Source organism: Rathayibacter sp. PhB1 (genome assembly GCF_004362935.1).
Taxonomy (GTDB): Bacteria; Actinomycetota; Actinomycetes; order Actinomycetales; family Microbacteriaceae; genus Rathayibacter; species Rathayibacter festucae.
In genome coordinates this window covers 400,775-416,547 of sequence record NZ_SNYD01000004.1, presented here as the reverse complement: position 1 = coordinate 416,547, position 15,773 = coordinate 400,775, and the positions used below count along the sequence as shown (strand labels likewise).

Genomic DNA, 15,773 nt, shown 5'->3' with positions numbered 1-15,773 from the left:
CCGGCCCGGACAGCGGCGCGCACACGACGACACGACCGCACGACGACACGACGGTCGCAGAGGCGACACAGGAAAGAGGACGGATCGATGCAGGACGGACAGGGAGCACTGGGGCTCGACGCGGCATGGGCTGTGGCGTGGATCCGGGCCGCGGCGCAGGCGGTCTCGGAGCACCGGGTGGAGCTGATCACGCTCGACCGCGCGATCGGCGACGGCGACCACGGCGAGAACATGGACCGCGGCTTCCAGGCCGTGGTCGCGAAGCTCGACGCAGCTGCCGAGCTCGCGACTCCGGCCGAGGTGCTCAAGCTGGTGGCGACCACGCTGATCTCGACGGTGGGCGGAGCCTCCGGTCCGCTGTTCGGCACCGCGTTCCTCAAGGCGTCCGGCGCGGTCACCGGGCAGGAGTCGCTCGACGGTGCCGCGGTCGCGGCACTGCTCGCGGCGGCGCGCGACGGGATCGTGCTGCGCGGCAAGGCCGAGGTCGGCGACAAGACGATGGTGGACGCCTGGACGCCGGCGGTCGAGGCCGCGCAGGCCGCCTCGGCCGACGGCTCCTCGGCGGCCGCCGTGCTCGCCGCGGCAGCGGATGCGGCACAGGGCGGAGCGGAGTCGACCGACCCGCTCGTCGCGCGGAAGGGCCGAGCGAGCTACCTGGGCGAGCGGGCCGTCGGGCATCGCGATCCGGGCAGCGTGTCGAGTGTCCTGCTGCTGCGCGCCGCGGCCGAGGCGGCGGCGTGAGCGTCGGGCTCGTCCTCGTCTCGCACAGCGCGCGACTGGCCGAGGGACTCGTGGAGCTGGCGGCGCAGATGGCGCCCGACGTCGCGCTGGTCGCCGCGGGCGGCACGGACGACGGCGGGATCGGGACGAGCTTCGAGCGGATCACCGCGGCGCTGGCCGAGGCGGACTCCGGCGAAGGCGCCGTGGTGCTCTGCGACCTCGGCTCGGCGATCATGACAGCGGAGACCGCGGTGGAGTTCCTGGACGACGAGGCGCGGGAGCGGGTCCGGATCGCGGACGCGCCGCTCGTGGAGGGTGCCGTGGCGGCGGCCGTGGCGGCGGGCGCCGGTGCCGCGCTGGCGGACGTGCTCGCGGCGGCGGAGTCGGCGCGGGGCGCACTCCTCGCCGAGTCGCCCGCGGCGCCCGCCGAGTCGGCGAGCGTGCGGCGGACGGTGCGGCTGATCAACCCGAACGGGCTGCACGCCCGGCCGGCGGCCGACTTCGTCACCCTCGCCACCCGCTTCGACGCGCGGATCGACGTGAACGGCAAGGACGCGACGAGCCTGCTCGGCGTGATGTCGCTCGGGCTCGATCGCGGCGACGAGGTCGCGATCTCGGCGACCGGCGCCGAGGCGGAGGAGGCCGTGGGGCGGCTCGCCGACCTGGTCGAGTCGGGGTTCGGCGAGGTCTAGCCGCCCAGGGCTCAGGGAGTCGCGGAAGGCGCCTCCTACCCTGGAGGCATGCCTCTGCGCGGAACCCGACCCCCGTCCGTCCTGCTCCGGCGCGTCCTCGCCGTGCCGCGCGCCGTGCGCCGGGCCGATGCCCGCGCCGCCCGGAAGCTCAACGCGCGCCGTGCGGTGCCGCTCGTGGACGGAGCGCTGGTCGGGCTCTCGCGCGCCGCCGATCACGGGGTGCTCTGGTTCGGGCTCGGGGCGCTGCTGCTCCTGGCCGGCCGGCCCCGCGAGGCCGCACGGGGTGCGGCCTCCCTGGCGGTGGCGAGCGCCGCGGCGAATCTCGTCGGCAAGCAGCTCTTCGGCGGCGTCCGGCCGCTCGTGGTGGACGTGCCGGTGGGGCGGCGGCTCGCCCACGTGCCCACCTCGCCGAGCTTCCCCTCCGGGCACGCGGCGAGCGCCGCCGCCTTCGCCGCCGGGGTCGCGCTCGAGAACCCGCGGGTGGGACTGGCCGTCGCGCCGCTCGCCGCGGCCGTCTCCTTCTCGCGCCTGCACGTCGGGGTGCACTGGCTCTCCGACGTGGTCGGCGGAGCGGCGCTCGGCGCGGCCGTCGCGGGCCTCGGGAAGGTGCTGGTGCCGGCGCGCCCGCGGCACGTCCCCGTCTCGGAGCGGACGAGCCGGCCGCCGGTCGACGTGCGTCCGCTCGGCGACGGAGCCGGGCTGCTGGTGGTGCTCAACCCGAGCGCCGGGCGCGACTCGCACCGGCCGGATCCGGAGCCGCTGATCCTGCAGCGCTTCCCCGCGGCGCGGGTGCACCGGCTGAGCGAGGGCGAGGACCTGGGCGACGTGCTGCGTGCGGCGCGCGCCGGCGGCGCCCCGCCCGAGGTGCTGGGCGTCTACGGCGGCGACGGGACGATGGCGGTCGGCGCGGGGCTCGCGCGGGCCGAGGGGATGACGCTCCTGGTGCTGCCGGGCGGGACGATGAACCACTTCGCCAAGGCGCTGGGCCTGGTGACGATCCAGGACGCGCTCGACGCGGCGGCGCACGGCGAGCGCCGCGACGTCGACGTGGCCGAGGTGACGGCCGGGGAGGCCGAGCCGGTCACGGTGCTGAACACCGTCTCGATCGGGCTGTACCCGGAGTTCGTGGCCGCGCGGGAGAAGCGCGAGAAGGTGATCGGCAAGCCGCTCGCCGCGGTCCTCGCCGCCTTCGAGGTGGTGCGCTCGACCGATCCGTTCGAGCTGCGGCGCGACGGGCGGACGGAGCTGGTCTGGTCGTACTTCGTCGGGGTGAACCGGGAGCACCCGCGCACCGCGACGCCGCTCGCCCGCCGGCGCCTGGACGACGGGCAGCTCGACATCCGCGTGCTGCACTCGGGCCGGACGCCCCGGACCCGCGGCGCGGTGTCGCTGGCGCTCGGGCGGGGCGCGACGCCGGTGGTCGGGCGGGTGCCCGGCTGGCGCGCGCCGGTGGTCGAGTCGGCCAGCACCGCGGGCGTCGTGGTCGGCGCGCGGCGACCGGCCGGCGTGGACCCGGAGTGGGCGCACGACGGCGAGAGCGAGGTGTTCGACGGCGAGCCGGAGGGCTTCCACGAGGCGAGGGTCCGGATCGTGCCGCTGGCCCTGCGGGTCTACTCGGCGGCCGACGACCGCGGGCACGGCGAGGGCGGGGCCGGGAAGTAAAGCCCCCGGCGGATGTCCGCCGATCAGCCTGCGCGCCGCGGAGCGCGTGCCACCCTGGGGAGGGAGCCGGCCGGGCTCTCCTGCAGCCGGCCGCTCCGCCGACTGAAGGAGTCCGCCGTGCGACGCATCCACTACGCCGAGGGGAGCGTCCTCACCGGGGACGACATCGCGGACGCGGTGCTCGAGTACGCCCGGATGCTCGCCTCGACGGCGACCGCCGCCACGGTGGAGATCCCCGTCCGGCGCGGCGAGGGCGTGCTGACGGCCCGGCTGCTGCTCGGGCCGTCGAGCCAGATGCTGGTCGAGGACGAGCCCGAGGACGCCGCGGAGATCGTCGACGAGGCGCTGGTCGCGGACCTGGCCGACCGCGCCCGCCGGCTCGGACGGCCCGTGCCGATGGCGACCGACGACGACCTGGCGATCCCGCTGGACGTCCTCGACTACTGAGCGGAGTCCCGCGCTTCCGGGCGCCGGGCCGCCGGTCGGTTCGCGGCGGTCAGGGCCCGCTCGAGATCGTCGAGGGCGGGCACCTGGCCGGCGGTGATCTCCTCGCGGGCGCGCTCGAGCGGCAGCCACTCCGCGCGCTCGATCTCCGGGTAGGCGCGGAGCACTCCGGAGCCGCGCGGCCACTCGAGCTCGAAGGTGTTGCTCGCGACGAAGGCGATCTCGTCGGCGCACTCGGCGGCGAAGACGGTGACGGTCTTCCCGGAGCGCTGGCGGTAGGCGCCGAGGAGCGCGTAGTCGAGGACAGGGGCGGCGACGCCGATCTCCTCCTCGAACTCGCGCCGGGCGGCGTCGAGCGGCGCCTCCTCGGGCGTGTGCAGGCCCTTGGGGATCGACCAGGCCCGCGGGCGGCTCGTCCACAGCGGGCCGCCCATCCGGCCGAGGAACACCTCGCGCTCGCCGCCCCGCAGCCGGTGCAGGAGGATGCCCGCGCTCGTAAGTTCCGTCATCGCTGCGCTCATCCGCCCATCCTGCCGCCTGCCCGGGCCGCCGTGGAAGGATCGAGGGGCCGACCCGCGATCCGCCCGGAGTGACCCGCATGAGCAGCACCGAGACCAGCCGCACCGAGACCAGCCGCACCGAGACCAGCGGCGCCGTGACCAGCGGCGCCGAGACCGTCCGCACCGGGACCGGCATCGGAACGAGCACCGGGACGACCGGCCGTGCGCTCGTCCTCCGGAGGCTGCGCGAGGAGCTCGGCGCCCCGGTGACGACCGAGGGGCCGGACTTCGAGTCCGCGCACACCGACAAGTCCGGCTGGACCGCCGGCGGTCGCGCGCTCGCGCTGGTCCGCGCGCGCTCGGTCGCCGACGTGCAGGCGACGCTCCGGATCGCCACCGAGCACCGGGTGCCGGTCGTCCCGCGCGGCGCGGGGACGGGGCTCGCCGCGGGCGCCGTCGGCCGGGACGGCGCGATCGTCCTCTCGACGGCGGCCATGAACCGCATCCTCGAGATCTCGCTCGAGGACGAGCTCGCGGTCGTGGAGCCGGGCGTGCTCAATCAGGCGCTGTCCGACGCGGTCGCCGCGGACGGGCTGATCTTCTCGCCCGACCCGGCGAGCAAGGCGATCTCGAGCATCGGCGGCAACATCGCCACCAACGCGGGCGGGCTGCTCTGCGCGAAGTACGGGGTCACCCGCGAGGCGGTGCTCGGTCTGGCCGTCGTGCTGGCCGACGGGCGCCTGGTGCGGACCGGGCGGCGCAGCGTGAAGGGCGTCGCCGGCTACGACCTCACGGCGCTGCTCACCGGCTCGGAGGGGACGCTCGGCGTGATCGTCGAGGCGACGGTGAAGCTGCGGCCGATCCCCGCGGGCCGCGTGGTCACCGTCGGCGCGTACTTCCCGAGCGTCGTGGCGGCGGCGGCCGCCTCCGCCGCGATCACCGCCGCCCGCCTCCGACCGGCGGTGATGGAGCTGATGGACGAGGGAGCGCTCGCCGCGATCGGCCGCTACACGGGCGCGTCGCTCGACCGCGGCGCCGCCTACCTGCTCGTGCAGACGGACGGCGGGGGAGCGGAGGACGAGGCGCGCCGGATCCTCGCGATCGTCACCGGGGCCGGCGGGGACGCCGAGTCGACGGACGACCCGGTGGCGGGTGAGGCGCTGCTCGCGGTGCGGCGGGCCTTCCATCCCGCGCTCGAGGCCGAGGGCGAGGTGCTGATCGAGGACGTCTGCGTGCCGCGCTCGGCGCTGCCCGCGATGTTCGCCGCGATCCGCGGGATCGAGGAGCGCACCGGGCTGAGCATCCCGACCGTGGCCCACGCGGGCGACGGCAACCTGCACCCGAACTTCGTCGTGCCAGCAGGGTCCGACGGGGTCGGCGAGGAGGTCTGGGCGGCCGCGGGCGAGCTGTTCCGCACGGCGCTCGCGCTCGGCGGCACTCTCACGGGCGAGCACGGGGTGGGGCTGCTGAAGCGGCGCTGGCTCGCGGAGGAGCTCGGCGAGGACTCGATGGCGCTGCAGCGCGGGATCAAGGCGGTGTTCGATCCGCTGGGGATCATGAACCCGGGGGCGGTGTACTGAGGGCTCCCGCCCGGGGTCAGAGGAGCTCCTCGGCGAGCAGCCAGGCCGTCAGCACGATCGTGGCGGCCGACATCAGCCAGTAGAGGATCGTCTCGCGCCAGGAGCCGGCCGAGCCGAGCACGGGGATCGCGGCGTAGCCGCCGGACGTCCAGAGCCGCCGCAGCACGGGCGTGCGGCGCACCCAGCGCGGAGAGCGGATCCGCAGCGGCCAGAGCCAGTTGATCCCCTCGGTGGTGAGGGCGTCGCCGGCGACGTGCACGAGGTAGCCGAGGGTCGCGGCGACCTGCAGCCAAGCCCAGGTGCCGTCGGCGAGGGTGACCAGGAGGACGGTCACGACGAGCGCTCCGGCCCAGGCGATCGGCCAGGAGGGCGCCGCCCTGACCGCCTTCGCGGCGAAGGCGATCGCCGGCAGGGTGAGCACGGCGGCCAGCGAGACCGGGCCGACCAGCGGCACGGGGAAGCGCAGGGCGACCAGGAGCGGGATCAGGTACCAGACGACGGCGACGGCGAGCAGGGAGTGCATCCCGTGCCGGTGGCCGCCGCTGATGCGACCGGCGGTCGCGGTGAGGAGGGACGCACCGGGTGCCGAGCGCGAGATCGTCGCCCGGGCGTGGTCGGCGTCCGGGACGAGCGCCCAGCCGGCGGCGACGCCGAGGCCGACCAGCCGGAGGTCGAGCGGGAGGCCGGCGAGACCGAGCGGTGCGGCGAGGTCCGGGACGGCCGTGACGACGGACCAGGCGAGCGCGCCGGAGACGGCGTGGGAGCGACCCATCACGAGAGTGCCTCCGCTGCGGGCGAGTGCTCGGTCTCCGGTCGACACAGCGGGGGCCTCAGGCAGCGAATGCCGCCGATCACAGGGTGAAGCCGATGGGACCCAGGTCGCCGCTCTCGCGTCGGAAGTCGCTCAGCATCCCGGCAGTGCCCGCGATGCCGATGTCGGAGAAGAGGCAGCGCTCGAAGACGCTGTTCTCGAAGACCGTGACCCCGACGATCGACGTGCCGGGCGGACGTTCGTAGAGCATCGACTCCCGCTGCTCTCCGTACTCCCAGAACGGACTGTGGAGCGCGGTCCGGCCGAGGAAGGTGACGACGGCCGGCCCGAGGAACCGAACATCCGTCGCGTGGACGTTGCGAAGAACACTCGCGCCGTGCGCGAACTCCATCAGATGGAGCGTCCCGCCGACGATGGTCGTCCTGTCCTCGTCGATGAAGACGCGGCTGTCCGCCGCGAGCGCGTGCACCTCCAACCACTCCACGACCTGCTCGACGCTGAGCAGACTCACCGCGGCCCCGAGGACCAGCACCTCCCTCGCCACCACTTCCATCGGCTTCAGCGGCGCACCGTTGAGCTCGAGCAGCAGTGTCGCGGCGACGAACGCCGTCCGCTTGTTGCCGTCAGCGAAGTACTGCGTGCTCGCGATGCCGTGCAGGAGCGAGGCGGCCTTGAGCCAGATCGTCGGGAGGAGATCGAGTCCGCCGAAGGTCGACGACGCGCGTCCGACGGCGGCGTCGATGCCGGCCGGGTCGTCGCACCTGGCCTGACTGCCCTTGATCGTCGCGTTGATCGCGACGACCTGCTCGCTGGTGAGGTAGACGGTCACTCGCCGGCGAGACGCTCGAGGAGCTCGCTCTCTCGTGCGATGATCCGGGCGGCCAGTGCTGCCGCGACCTCGTCGGGCACGACCGTCTTGCCGTCCGCTTCGACGGTCGGAAGGTCCCGCAGGACCAGGGGCTGCTTCACTTCTTCCGCCGCACGCATGAGGGACAGTCTAGATCGGCGCTCCGCGACGGTGGTGGGAAGGCGCGTCCGGGGGCGCACGGTGCCTCCGGCACGGCCGTGACATGCTTCGCGATCGACATCGCCTCAAACGCGGGAACCCCCGGCGGACCGGGGGTTCTGGTGGTGGGCGATACCGGACTCGAACCGATGACCTCTTCCGTGTGAAGGAAGCGCGCTACCAACTGCGCCAATCGCCCTGACGGCCGTCTTGTGGACGACCCGAGAAACGATCGTAGCGGATCCGCGGCGCTCGGATGCACCGGGAACGGCGCGCCACGCCCGGGTGAACAGCGCATTGCGGGGCGGTTTCGCGCGGAAAGACGCGGGTCCGGCGTCGCGGTGCGCGAATCGGGCCGCCGTCGATTTGGAAGTTCGCGCGGCGTTCGGATACAGTCTTCTAGGTCGAGCCGGGCAGCGAAAGCGCCGGGGAGACAGGCAAGACAAGCAAGTGGCAGCAAGACCGTGTGGTAACACACACATCATGCGGATGTGGCGCAGTGGTAGCGCATCACCTTGCCAAGGTGAGGGTCGCGAGTTCGAATCTCGTCATCCGCTCGAAGAACCGGCCCCCGGGCCGGTTTTTCACCTGGTCGGCCCGAGGAGCTCACGCTCCGAGGGGCCGCCGACACCGAATCCCGTACACGGTGGATTGGCCGAGAGGCGAGGCAGCGGCCTGCAAAGCCGTATACACGGGTTCGAATCCCGTATCCACCTCGATCGTTCACCGAGCGAGGCGCTCCTCCGGGAGCAGCGGGCGATTGGCGCAGCGGTAGCGCGCTTCCCTGACACGGAAGAGGTCACTGGTTCGATCCCAGTATCGCCCACCACGACTACACCCCCGGCTCCGGCCGGGGGTGTCGTGCGTTAACGGGGCGGATCGTCGAGGACCACGTGCGTCGGCGGGTCCGCTCGGTCTAGCCTCGCAGGGTGTCAGCCTCGATCGCCGTCGGCCACGGCACCGTCCTCCGCCTGGTCACCCGGGAGGACGGTCCCGCGCTCGCCGAGGCGTACCGCCGAAACCGGCGCCGCCTCGCCCCCTGGGAGCCGCTGCGGTCGGCGCGGTTCTTCGAGTCAGGCGGGCAGACCGACGCGATCGCCGACGCGCTGCACGGGCACCGGTCCGGAGCGCTCCTCCCACTGGTGCTCGAGCGCGGCGACGAGCTCGTCGGGCGGGTGACCCTCTCGAACGTGGTGCGCGGCGCCTTCGACAGCGCGGATCTCGGCTACTGGGTCGACGCGGAGCTGGAGGGGCGCGGGGTGATGACCCGGGCGGTCGGGGCGACCCTCGGGCTCGCGCGCGACCAGCTGCGCCTGCACCGGGTTCAGGCGGGGACGCTGCTGCACAACGTCGGCTCGCAGACGGTGCTCGAGCGCAACGGCTTCGAGCGGATCGGCGTGGCCCGCCGCTACCTGCGGATCGCGGGGCAATGGCAGGACCACCTGCTCTTCCAGGTGCTGCTGGAGGACGGCGGGCCGACACCGCTCGTGCCGCCGCAGCCGTCGCCGATGCGGCTCGTCTAGGGTGAGCGCGCCGACGCTCGCTCGGCGCGGGCAGCCGGAGGGACGACGGACGATGAAGCGCACGATCGGCGGACGCGGGTTCGACTTCGAGCGGGAGGTCGCGGTGATGGCGGTCGTGAACCGCACGCCCGACTCCTTCTACGACAAGGGCTCCACCTTCGCGCTCGACCGCGCCGTCGACGCCGCGGTGCGAGCCGCCGAGCAGGGCGCCGACTGGGTCGACATCGGCGGCGTGCCGTTCGGCCGCGGGCCCGCCGTCTCGCTCCAGGAGGAGCTGGACCGGGTGGTGCCGGTGGTCGCAACCATCCACGGGCGCAGCGACGTGGTGATCTCCGTCGATACGACCCGCGCCGAGGTGGCCCGGGCGAGCATCGCCGAGGGCGCCTCCGTCGTCAACGACACCAGCGGGCTGCACGATCCCGGGATGCTCGCGGTGCTCGCGAGCTCCTCCGCCCAGCTCGTCGTCACCCACAGCGTCGGGGCGCCGCGCAGCGAGCCCGCGGCGCCGCAGTACGACGACGTCGTGGCGGAGGTGATCGAGCACCTGCGCGTGCGCGTGGAGCGCGCGCGGGCGGCGGGGATCCCCGACGAGAGGCTGATCGTGGACCCGGGGCACGACCTCAACAAGAACACGCTGCACACGCTGGAGCTGACGCGGCGGCTGGGCGAGCTGTCGGTCCTCGGGCTGCCGGTGCTCGCGGCGGTGTCGAACAAGGACTTCATCGGCGAGACCCTCGACCGGCCGCAGGGCGAGCGGCTCGAGGGGTCGCTGGCGGCGGCGGTGATCTGCATCCTGAACGGCGCGCGGATCGTGCGGATGCACGACGTGCGGCAGGCGGTGGACGCGGTGCGGCTGACGGAGGCGGTGCTCGGCTGGCGGCAGCCGGCGTATCTGCGGCACAACATCGCGGCCGACGAGACGGCGGATCGCGCGTGAGCACGGCGATCGACCGGCTCCGGCCAGCGCCCGCCCAGGACCTCGACGACGAGCAGCTGCTCGCGGCCTATGCGGACGGCGCGGGTGACGCGTGGCTGCGGGTGAACTTCGTCTCGAGCATCGACGGCGCGGTGACGCGCGAGGGCGTCTCGGGGGTGCTGGGCGGCGAGGCGGATCTGCGGGTCTTCGATCTGCTGCGGCGCCTGGCCGACGTGGTGCTGGTCGCGGCGGGCACGGTGCGGACCGAGGGCTACGGGCCGATGGTGCTCGGCGACGAGGCCGCGGCGGCGCGGACGGCGGCCGGGCTGCCTCCGCATCCGGTGTTCGCGATCGTGTCGGGGTCGCTGGACCTCGATCCCGGGTCGCGGATCTTCACCGAGGCGCCGGTGCGGCCGATCGTGGTGACGACCGGGGCGTCGCCGGAGCGGCGGCGCGCGGAGCTGGCCGAGGTCGCGGACGTGCTGGTCTGCGGCGAGGACGCGCTGGACGCGGGACGGATGCGCGCGGCACTCGTCGAGCGCGGGCTCGGCCGGATCCACTGCGAGGGCGGACCGGGCCTCCTCGGCACACTGCTGGCCGCGGACGCCCTCGACGAGCTGTGCCTGACGATCAGCCCGTCCCTCGAGTCGGGCGACGCCGGCCGCATCGCCCGGGGCGTCGCGACTCCGCGCGACCTGCGCCTGGCTCACGTGCTGGCTGCCGGCGACACCCTCCTCCTCCGCTACCTGCGCTGACCGTTCGCGAGATGCCACTTGTGCACGCGACACGCCGAGGAGAGCGTGCACACGTGGCATCTCGCGGGAGGGTGGAGGGATGAGCGGGCCGGATCTGAGCAGGCAGACGTCGATGGCGGGGGTGCGGGTGCCCGAGGTGGCGAGCGCGCTCAACGGGGGAGTCGCGCCGGAGCTGGTGTGGCGGAACCAGCTGGACGGTCTGACCTTCCGGGTGCGGGACGGGTACCTGAAGTGGAATCCGCGGGCGAGCGGCGTCGATCTCGGGCGGGAGGCGGCGCGGCTCAAGTGGCTCGCCGGACGGCATCCGGTGCCGCGGATCCTCGAGCGCGGCGAGGACGCCGAGGCGCAGTGGCTGCTGACGGCGCCGCTCGACGGCGCGAGCGCTGTCGCTCCGGAGTGGATCGCGCGGCCGGAGGAGGCGGTGCGGGCGATCGCGGCGGGACTGCGGGCGGTGCACGCGCTGCCCGTGGCCGAGGTGCCCGCGGCGCTGCGCGGGGACTCGTGGTTCGACCGGCGACCCGCGGCGCTCGGCGCGGCTCCGGCGATGGACGAGCCCGTCGTCGTGCACGGGGACGCCTGCGCGCCGAACACCCTGATCGGTGTCGACGGGCGCTGGTGCGCCTCCGTCGACGTCGGCGATCTCGGCGTGGGCGACCGCTGGGCCGACCTCGCGGTCGCGGTGGTCAGCCTCGGCTGGAACTACGGCGAGGGCTGGGGGCCGCTGCTGCTCCGCGAGTACGGGATCGAGCCGGACGAGGAGCGGGCGCGGTACTACCGGGAGCTGTGGGGGCTCGAGTCCTGAGCCGAGTGCGACTCGGGAGCTCGGCCATGGTGATCGAGTAGCCCGCGGAGCGGACGTATCGAGATCCGCCGGCATCGGAACAGGGGTCTGCAGTCTCGATACGCCCCTGCGGGCCTACTCGACCAGCATGGGGGGCGCTGCCGCGTCCTTTTCGGGGTCAGTCCTTCGCGGCCGCCTTCTCGGAGTCCTTGGCGGCGTCGTCGTCCTGGGACGGGCCCTTCTGGCCGCGGTTCTCGCTGGAGAGGCGCAGCCAGCGGCCGTCGCGGACGTCCTTCTCGTGCACGGCGGCCTTCTTGTCGCTCGCGGCGGTGTCGCGCGGGGGCAGCTGGATGGTCTCCTCCGCCTCGATGCCGGCCTGGAGCTCACGGCCGCGCTCGAGCTCGGCGTCGAACTCGGCGCCGAAGAGCAGGGCGATGTTGGTGATCCAGATCCAGAGCAGGAAGACGATCACGCCACCGAGCGAGCCGTAGGTCTTGTTGTAGTTGGAGAAGTTGGCGACGTAGAACGCGAAGCCGACCGAGGCGAGCAGCCAGATGGCGAGCGCCAGGATCGACCCGACGCTGATCCAGCGGAACTTCGGCTGGCGGATGTTCGGCGCCCAGTAGTAGAGGATCGCGATGGTCAGCACCGCGATGATCACCAGCACCGGCCACTTGGCGATGTTCCAGACCGACAGCGCGGCGGGGCCGAGACCGACGACGTCGCCGACGGCGCTGGCGACCGGGCCGCTCAGCACCAGGATGAGCGCGGCGACGACGATCAGGATCACGGTGACGACGGTGACGCCGAGCATGGTCGGGCGCAGCTTCCAGAACGGGCGGCCCTCGTCGATCTCGTAGACGCGGTTCATCGCGCGGCCGAAGGCGCCGACGTAGCCGGAGGCGGACCAGAGCGCGCCGACGAGACCGGTGACGAAGGCGACGCCGGCGGCCGGGGAGTTCACCAGAGACTGGATCGGGTCGCGGAGCAGGTCGACGACCTCGGCGGAGGCCAGGTTGCCGACCAGGTCGAGCACGGTCTGCGTGGTCGCCTGCGCCTGGCCGAAGAGGCCGAGGACGGAGACGATGGCGAGCAGCGCCGGGAACAGCGCCAGGACGGCGTAGTAGGTGAGCGCGGCGGCGAGGTCGGTGCACTGGTCGGCGCCGAACTCGCGTCCGGTCTTCTTCAGGACGTAGAACCAGGAGCGCTTGGTGATGTCGGTGACGTCGTCGGGCTTGCGCGCGTCGTCGGGCTCGGGCGCGGTCTTCTCGCGGGTCGTGCTCTTCTCGGCCATGCCGCCACGCTATTGCCCTGGGCGAGAGAACGGTGGCCCCTTGACGCCGAGCCGCCCGATCCGGGAGGGGAGCGCTCTCAGACAGCGCCGTCGACCCAGTGCCCGCGGGCCGTGCTCCCGCGCCGGCGCCTCGGACGGTGCCTCAGGCGGTGCCTCAGGCGCTGCGGCCCTGGCGGCTCGCGGCGAGGATCCCGAAGGCCAGGAAGGAGCAGGTCGCGGTGAGCACGATCAGCAGCGGGGCGTCCCAGCCGCCGCTGACGTCGTGCGCGAGGCCGACCACGGTCGGGGCGGTGGCCGCGACGGCGTAGCCGAGGCCCTGCACGGTGGCGGACAGCCGCGAGGCGTGCCGGTCGGAGCGGGAGAGGCGCACGAGCAGGACGAAGACGACGGTGATGCCGCCGCCCTGCGCCGCGCCGCCGAGGAGGCACCAGAGCGCCCAGAGCGACGGGGCGAGCAGCAGTCCGAGAGGAACAGTGCACCAGAGCGCGCCGATCAGGACGATGCTGCCGAGCGGCCGGACCCGGCGGACCACCAGCGGGACGCCGATCGCGCCGATGATCGCGGCGATCTGGAAGACGGAGGAGCTCGCTCCGGCCGCCTCGATCGAGAAGCCGTTGCGGTCGACCAGGAGCGAGGGCAGCCAGGCGGTGACGCCGTAGTAGGAGAAGGCCTGACTGGCGAAGCAGACCGCGAGCGCGAGCACGGTGGCGCTGCGCCAGATCCGGGGCGCCGGCTCCTGCGGTCCGCGCGCGGCCGGCGGGCGCGGGGCGGGGCGGAGAGCGCGGGCGGGTCCGCGGGCGAGCAGCCAGCCGGCGAGGGCCAGGACGTTGAGCACCAGCCAGGCGAGCAGTGCGCCGCGCCAGCCGAGGACGAGGGCGAGCGGCGCGGTGCCGAGCGAGGTGATGGTCGAGCCGATGTTGAGCGCGGCGGTGTAGACGCCGGTCGTGAGGTCGACGCGCTCGGGTGCGACGTCGCGGCGGATGACGACGGGGACCACGACGTTGCCGATGGTGATGAAGACGCCGATGAGGATCGTGCCGGCGACCACGGAGACCACGTCGCCGGCCGAGCGCAGGATCGTGCCGAGGGCGACGCCGAGCACGGTGACGGTCACCGCGGCGTCCGGCCCGACCCGGCGGATCACGAGCAGGGCCAGCGGCGTGGCCAGGGCGAAGCAGAGCACCGGGATGCTGGTGAGGACGCCCGCCTGGCCGGAGGAGAGTGCGAGGTCGCCGCGGATCGCGTCGATGACGGGAGCCACGGCCACGATCGGGCCGCGGAGGACCAGCGCGACCAGGGCGACGGCGACGACGAAGAGCCAGGGGGCGCTCCGCCGCGTCACGCCGGTCAGCTGGAGAGCCCGGCGGCGCGTGCCAGGAAGGACAGCACTCCGAAGACGATGCCGATGACACCGGTGATCAGGCCCGCGGTGGCGAAGCCGCGGCCGCCGAGCTGCGCGGAGGCGGCCCGGCCGCGGACGCCGAAGACGATCGCGAGGATCGACGGGACGAGCAGCGGGTTGATCACGATGCTGGCGATGCCGAGGACGAGGCTCGCGATCGCGAGGGAGTTGCGGCGCGCGGGGGCGGCGCCGTAGCCGGCGGCCGGGCCGTAGCCGGGGGCCGGGCTGTAGCCCGGGGTGACCGGGTACTGCGGGGCGGCTCCGTAGCCGGGGGCGGCCCCGTAGCCGGGCGCGGCTCCGTAACCGGGGGTGGCGGGCTGCTCGGGCTCGGGCGTCCCGTAGGCGGGAGCGGGCGGCACGGCGGGGCGCGAGCGATCCGTCCAGGCCGCTCCGTCCCAGTAGAGCTCGGCGCCGAGGTCGGCGGGGTGCGGGTACCAGCCGGGCGCGGGAAGAGGGGCGGAGTCGTCGGGCATGCGCTGATTCTAGGACGGCGGCGCGGAGCAGCGCGGCCGGGCGGCGGGACCGGGAGCGCGGTCCCGCCCGGTCGCCGCGGGGTGCGGGACCGCGGCGCACGGCAGGATGGACCCGTCGAGCGGGTTCGCCGCGCGGCCGCCGGAGGAGGAGCCATGGGCTGGAGCATCGTCGAGGTCGAGTGGGCGGACCCCCGGGCCGAGAGCCTGCGGTCGGCGCAGCGGGTCGAGCTGGACGAGCGCTACGGCTCGGACGACCACGAGCCGGGGACGCCGCCGTCCGCCGAGGACGTGCCGGTGTTCCTCGTCGCCGTCGACGAGGGCGGCGCCGCCGTGGCCTGCGGCGGGCTGCGCCCGCTGCCGGACTCGCTGCTCGGGCCGGACGTCGTCGAGGTGAAGCGGATGTTCGTCGACCGGGCCGCCCGCGGCTCCGGAGTCGCCGGGGCCGTGCTCGCCGCGCTGGAGGACAGGGCCCGCGAGCGCGGGACGGTCCGCCTGGTGCTGGAGACGGGCACGCTGCAGCCGGACGCGATCCGGTTCTACACGCGGCAGGGCTACGCGCCGATCCCGCTGTTCGGCTCGTACCTCGGCTCGGAGCACTCGGTCTGCTTCGGGCGCTCGCTGCGGCCGGCGCGCATCGAGGCGTCGGCGGACGTCGATCCGCGGGCCGAGGTCGGCGACGGGACGCTGGTCTGGCACCTGGCCCAGGTGCGCGAGCAGGCCCGGGTGGGCCGGGACTGCGTGATCGGCCGGGGCGCGTACCTCGGCCCGGGCGTCGTCGTGGGCGACCGCTGCAAGATCCAGAACCACGCGCTCGTCTACGAGCCGGCCGTGCTCGGCGACGGGGTGTTCGTCGGCCCCGCAGTGGTGTTCACGAACGACCTGCGGCCCCGCGCCGTCACTCCGGACGGGACGCTGAAGTCGGCGGACGACTGGCACGCCGTCGGGGTCGTGGTGGAGGAGGGCGCGGCGATCGGCGCCCGGGCCGTCTGCGTCGCTCCGGTGCGGATCGGCGCCTGGGCGATGGTCGCGGCCGGCGCCGTGGTGGCCGCCGACGTGCCGCCCTTCGCCCTCGTGGTCGGCGTGCCCGCCCGGCGGGTCGGCTGGGTCGGGCGGGCCGGTGCGCGACTCGAGGCGGCCGGAGACGGTGCGGACGGCGCTCTCTGGCGCTGCCCGGAGACCGGCGAGGAGTACGTCGAGCGCGACGGGGTGCTGAGCCGGGTCTGAGGCCCGCGCCTGCCCCGTACCGGGCCCGG

At 74.4% G+C, this 15,773-nt stretch carries 17 protein-coding genes, 4 tRNA genes and 1 pseudogene; 14 read left to right on the top strand and 8 right to left on the bottom strand.

Going from position 1 to position 15,773, the window contains the following annotated elements; all coding sequences use genetic code 11:
* Positions 1-87: 87 nt before the first annotated feature.
* The 4 genes from dhaL to EDF17_RS12355 all read left to right on the top strand — a co-directional run bounded on the left by dhaL (position 88) and on the right by EDF17_RS12355 (position 3,521).
* Positions 88-741, top strand: coding sequence for a dihydroxyacetone kinase subunit DhaL (gene dhaL / locus EDF17_RS12370; RefSeq protein ID WP_185019968.1), 654 nt, complete (start codon positions 88-90; stop codon positions 739-741).
* Positions 738-1,412: a dihydroxyacetone kinase phosphoryl donor subunit DhaM gene (gene dhaM, locus EDF17_RS12365; RefSeq protein ID WP_123446160.1), complete on the top strand. Its 675-nt coding sequence runs from the start codon at positions 738-740 to the stop codon at positions 1,410-1,412. Before dhaL ends, dhaM begins: the two co-directional genes overlap by 4 nt.
* Positions 1,413-1,460: 48 nt before the next feature.
* A complete protein-coding gene (locus tag EDF17_RS12360) occupies positions 1,461-3,074 on the top strand; it encodes a phosphatase PAP2 family protein (protein WP_123446161.1) in 1,614 nt (537 codons plus the stop codon).
* Between the two features lie 117 nt (positions 3,075-3,191).
* Complete coding sequence (locus EDF17_RS12355; RefSeq protein ID WP_123446162.1) at positions 3,192-3,521, top strand: hypothetical protein; 330 nt, start codon at positions 3,192-3,194, stop codon at positions 3,519-3,521.
* Here EDF17_RS12355 and EDF17_RS12350 read toward each other — a convergent pair.
* Positions 3,515-4,039, bottom strand: a complete 525-nt coding sequence (locus EDF17_RS12350; protein WP_243732875.1) for an NUDIX domain-containing protein — start codon at positions 4,037-4,039, stop codon at positions 3,515-3,517. The genes EDF17_RS12355 and EDF17_RS12350 overlap by 7 nt on opposite strands.
* Positions 4,040-4,116: 77 nt before the next feature.
* Between EDF17_RS12350 and EDF17_RS12345 the strand changes: the two genes are divergently transcribed.
* A complete protein-coding gene (locus EDF17_RS12345) occupies positions 4,117-5,598 on the top strand; it encodes an FAD-linked oxidase C-terminal domain-containing protein (protein ID WP_123446163.1) in 1,482 nt (493 codons plus the stop codon).
* Positions 5,599-5,614: 16 nt separating this feature from the next.
* Here EDF17_RS12345 and EDF17_RS12340 read toward each other — a convergent pair whose 3' ends face one another.
* The 4 genes from EDF17_RS12340 to EDF17_RS12330 all read right to left on the bottom strand — a co-directional run bounded on the left by EDF17_RS12340 (position 5,615) and on the right by EDF17_RS12330 (position 7,575).
* Complete coding sequence (locus tag EDF17_RS12340; RefSeq protein ID WP_123446164.1) at positions 5,615-6,370, bottom strand: metal-dependent hydrolase; 756 nt, start codon at positions 6,368-6,370, stop codon at positions 5,615-5,617.
* Between the two features lie 79 nt (positions 6,371-6,449).
* Positions 6,450-7,199 (bottom strand): Fic family protein, encoded by a 750-nt coding sequence (locus tag EDF17_RS12335; RefSeq protein ID WP_123446165.1) that lies wholly within the window; start codon positions 7,197-7,199, stop codon positions 6,450-6,452.
* A complete protein-coding gene (locus tag EDF17_RS19885; protein WP_164874492.1) occupies positions 7,196-7,357 on the bottom strand; it encodes a hypothetical protein in 162 nt (53 codons plus the stop codon). Before EDF17_RS19885 ends, EDF17_RS12335 begins: the two co-directional genes overlap by 4 nt.
* Before the next feature lie 142 nt (positions 7,358-7,499).
* Positions 7,500-7,575: transfer RNA gene (locus EDF17_RS12330), tRNA-Val, on the bottom strand.
* 286 nt (positions 7,576-7,861) lie between these two features.
* On the opposite strand from EDF17_RS12330, the gene EDF17_RS12325 reads away from it, so the two are divergent.
* From EDF17_RS12325 to EDF17_RS12295, 7 genes are all read left to right on the top strand, one after another.
* Positions 7,862-7,933: transfer RNA gene (locus EDF17_RS12325), tRNA-Gly, on the top strand.
* Positions 7,934-8,021: 88 nt separating this feature from the next.
* Positions 8,022-8,092: transfer RNA gene (locus EDF17_RS12320), tRNA-Cys, on the top strand.
* 38 nt (positions 8,093-8,130) lie between these two features.
* Positions 8,131-8,205, top strand: a tRNA-Val gene (locus EDF17_RS12315).
* Positions 8,206-8,305: 100 nt separating this feature from the next.
* The gene (locus EDF17_RS12310) at positions 8,306-8,899 is read left to right on the top strand and encodes a GNAT family N-acetyltransferase (protein WP_166649667.1); all 594 of its coding nucleotides are present in this window, start codon (positions 8,306-8,308) and stop codon (positions 8,897-8,899) included.
* Between the two features lie 52 nt (positions 8,900-8,951).
* Positions 8,952-9,836: a dihydropteroate synthase gene (gene folP / locus EDF17_RS12305; RefSeq protein WP_123446166.1), complete on the top strand. Its 885-nt coding sequence runs from the start codon at positions 8,952-8,954 to the stop codon at positions 9,834-9,836.
* Positions 9,833-10,570 carry a pyrimidine reductase family protein gene (locus EDF17_RS12300; protein WP_123446167.1) on the top strand — a complete coding sequence of 246 codons (738 nt, stop codon included), beginning with the start codon at positions 9,833-9,835 and terminating at the stop codon, positions 10,568-10,570. The genes folP and EDF17_RS12300 overlap by 4 nt, the downstream gene beginning before the upstream one ends.
* Positions 10,571-10,649: 79 nt before the next feature.
* Positions 10,650-11,372 (top strand): aminoglycoside 3'-phosphotransferase, encoded by a 723-nt coding sequence (locus tag EDF17_RS12295; protein WP_166649666.1) that lies wholly within the window; start codon positions 10,650-10,652, stop codon positions 11,370-11,372.
* Between the two features lie 157 nt (positions 11,373-11,529).
* Here EDF17_RS12295 and EDF17_RS12290 read toward each other — a convergent pair whose 3' ends face one another.
* From EDF17_RS12290 to EDF17_RS20300, 3 genes are all read right to left on the bottom strand, one after another.
* Positions 11,530-12,645 (bottom strand): YihY/virulence factor BrkB family protein, encoded by a 1,116-nt coding sequence (locus EDF17_RS12290; RefSeq protein WP_123446169.1) that lies wholly within the window; start codon positions 12,643-12,645, stop codon positions 11,530-11,532.
* Positions 12,646-12,799: 154 nt separating this feature from the next.
* Positions 12,800-13,987, bottom strand: a complete 1,188-nt coding sequence (locus EDF17_RS12285) for an MFS transporter (RefSeq protein WP_243732874.1) — start codon at positions 13,985-13,987, stop codon at positions 12,800-12,802.
* Positions 13,988-13,992: 5 nt separating this feature from the next.
* Positions 13,993-14,520, bottom strand: coding sequence for a DUF4190 domain-containing protein (locus tag EDF17_RS20300; protein WP_123446170.1), 528 nt, complete (start codon positions 14,518-14,520; stop codon positions 13,993-13,995).
* A gap of 153 nt (positions 14,521-14,673) precedes the next feature.
* On the opposite strand from EDF17_RS20300, the pseudogene EDF17_RS20155 reads away from it, so the two are divergent.
* Together EDF17_RS20155 and EDF17_RS19880 are read left to right on the top strand one after the other, a co-directional pair.
* Positions 14,674-15,066: pseudogene (locus EDF17_RS20155) on the top strand (GNAT family N-acetyltransferase); the annotation flags it as partial.
* Positions 15,067-15,138: 72 nt separating this feature from the next.
* The gene (locus EDF17_RS19880; RefSeq protein ID WP_166649680.1) at positions 15,139-15,744 is read left to right on the top strand and encodes an acyltransferase; all 606 of its coding nucleotides are present in this window, start codon (positions 15,139-15,141) and stop codon (positions 15,742-15,744) included.
* Positions 15,745-15,773 lie beyond the last annotated feature (29 nt).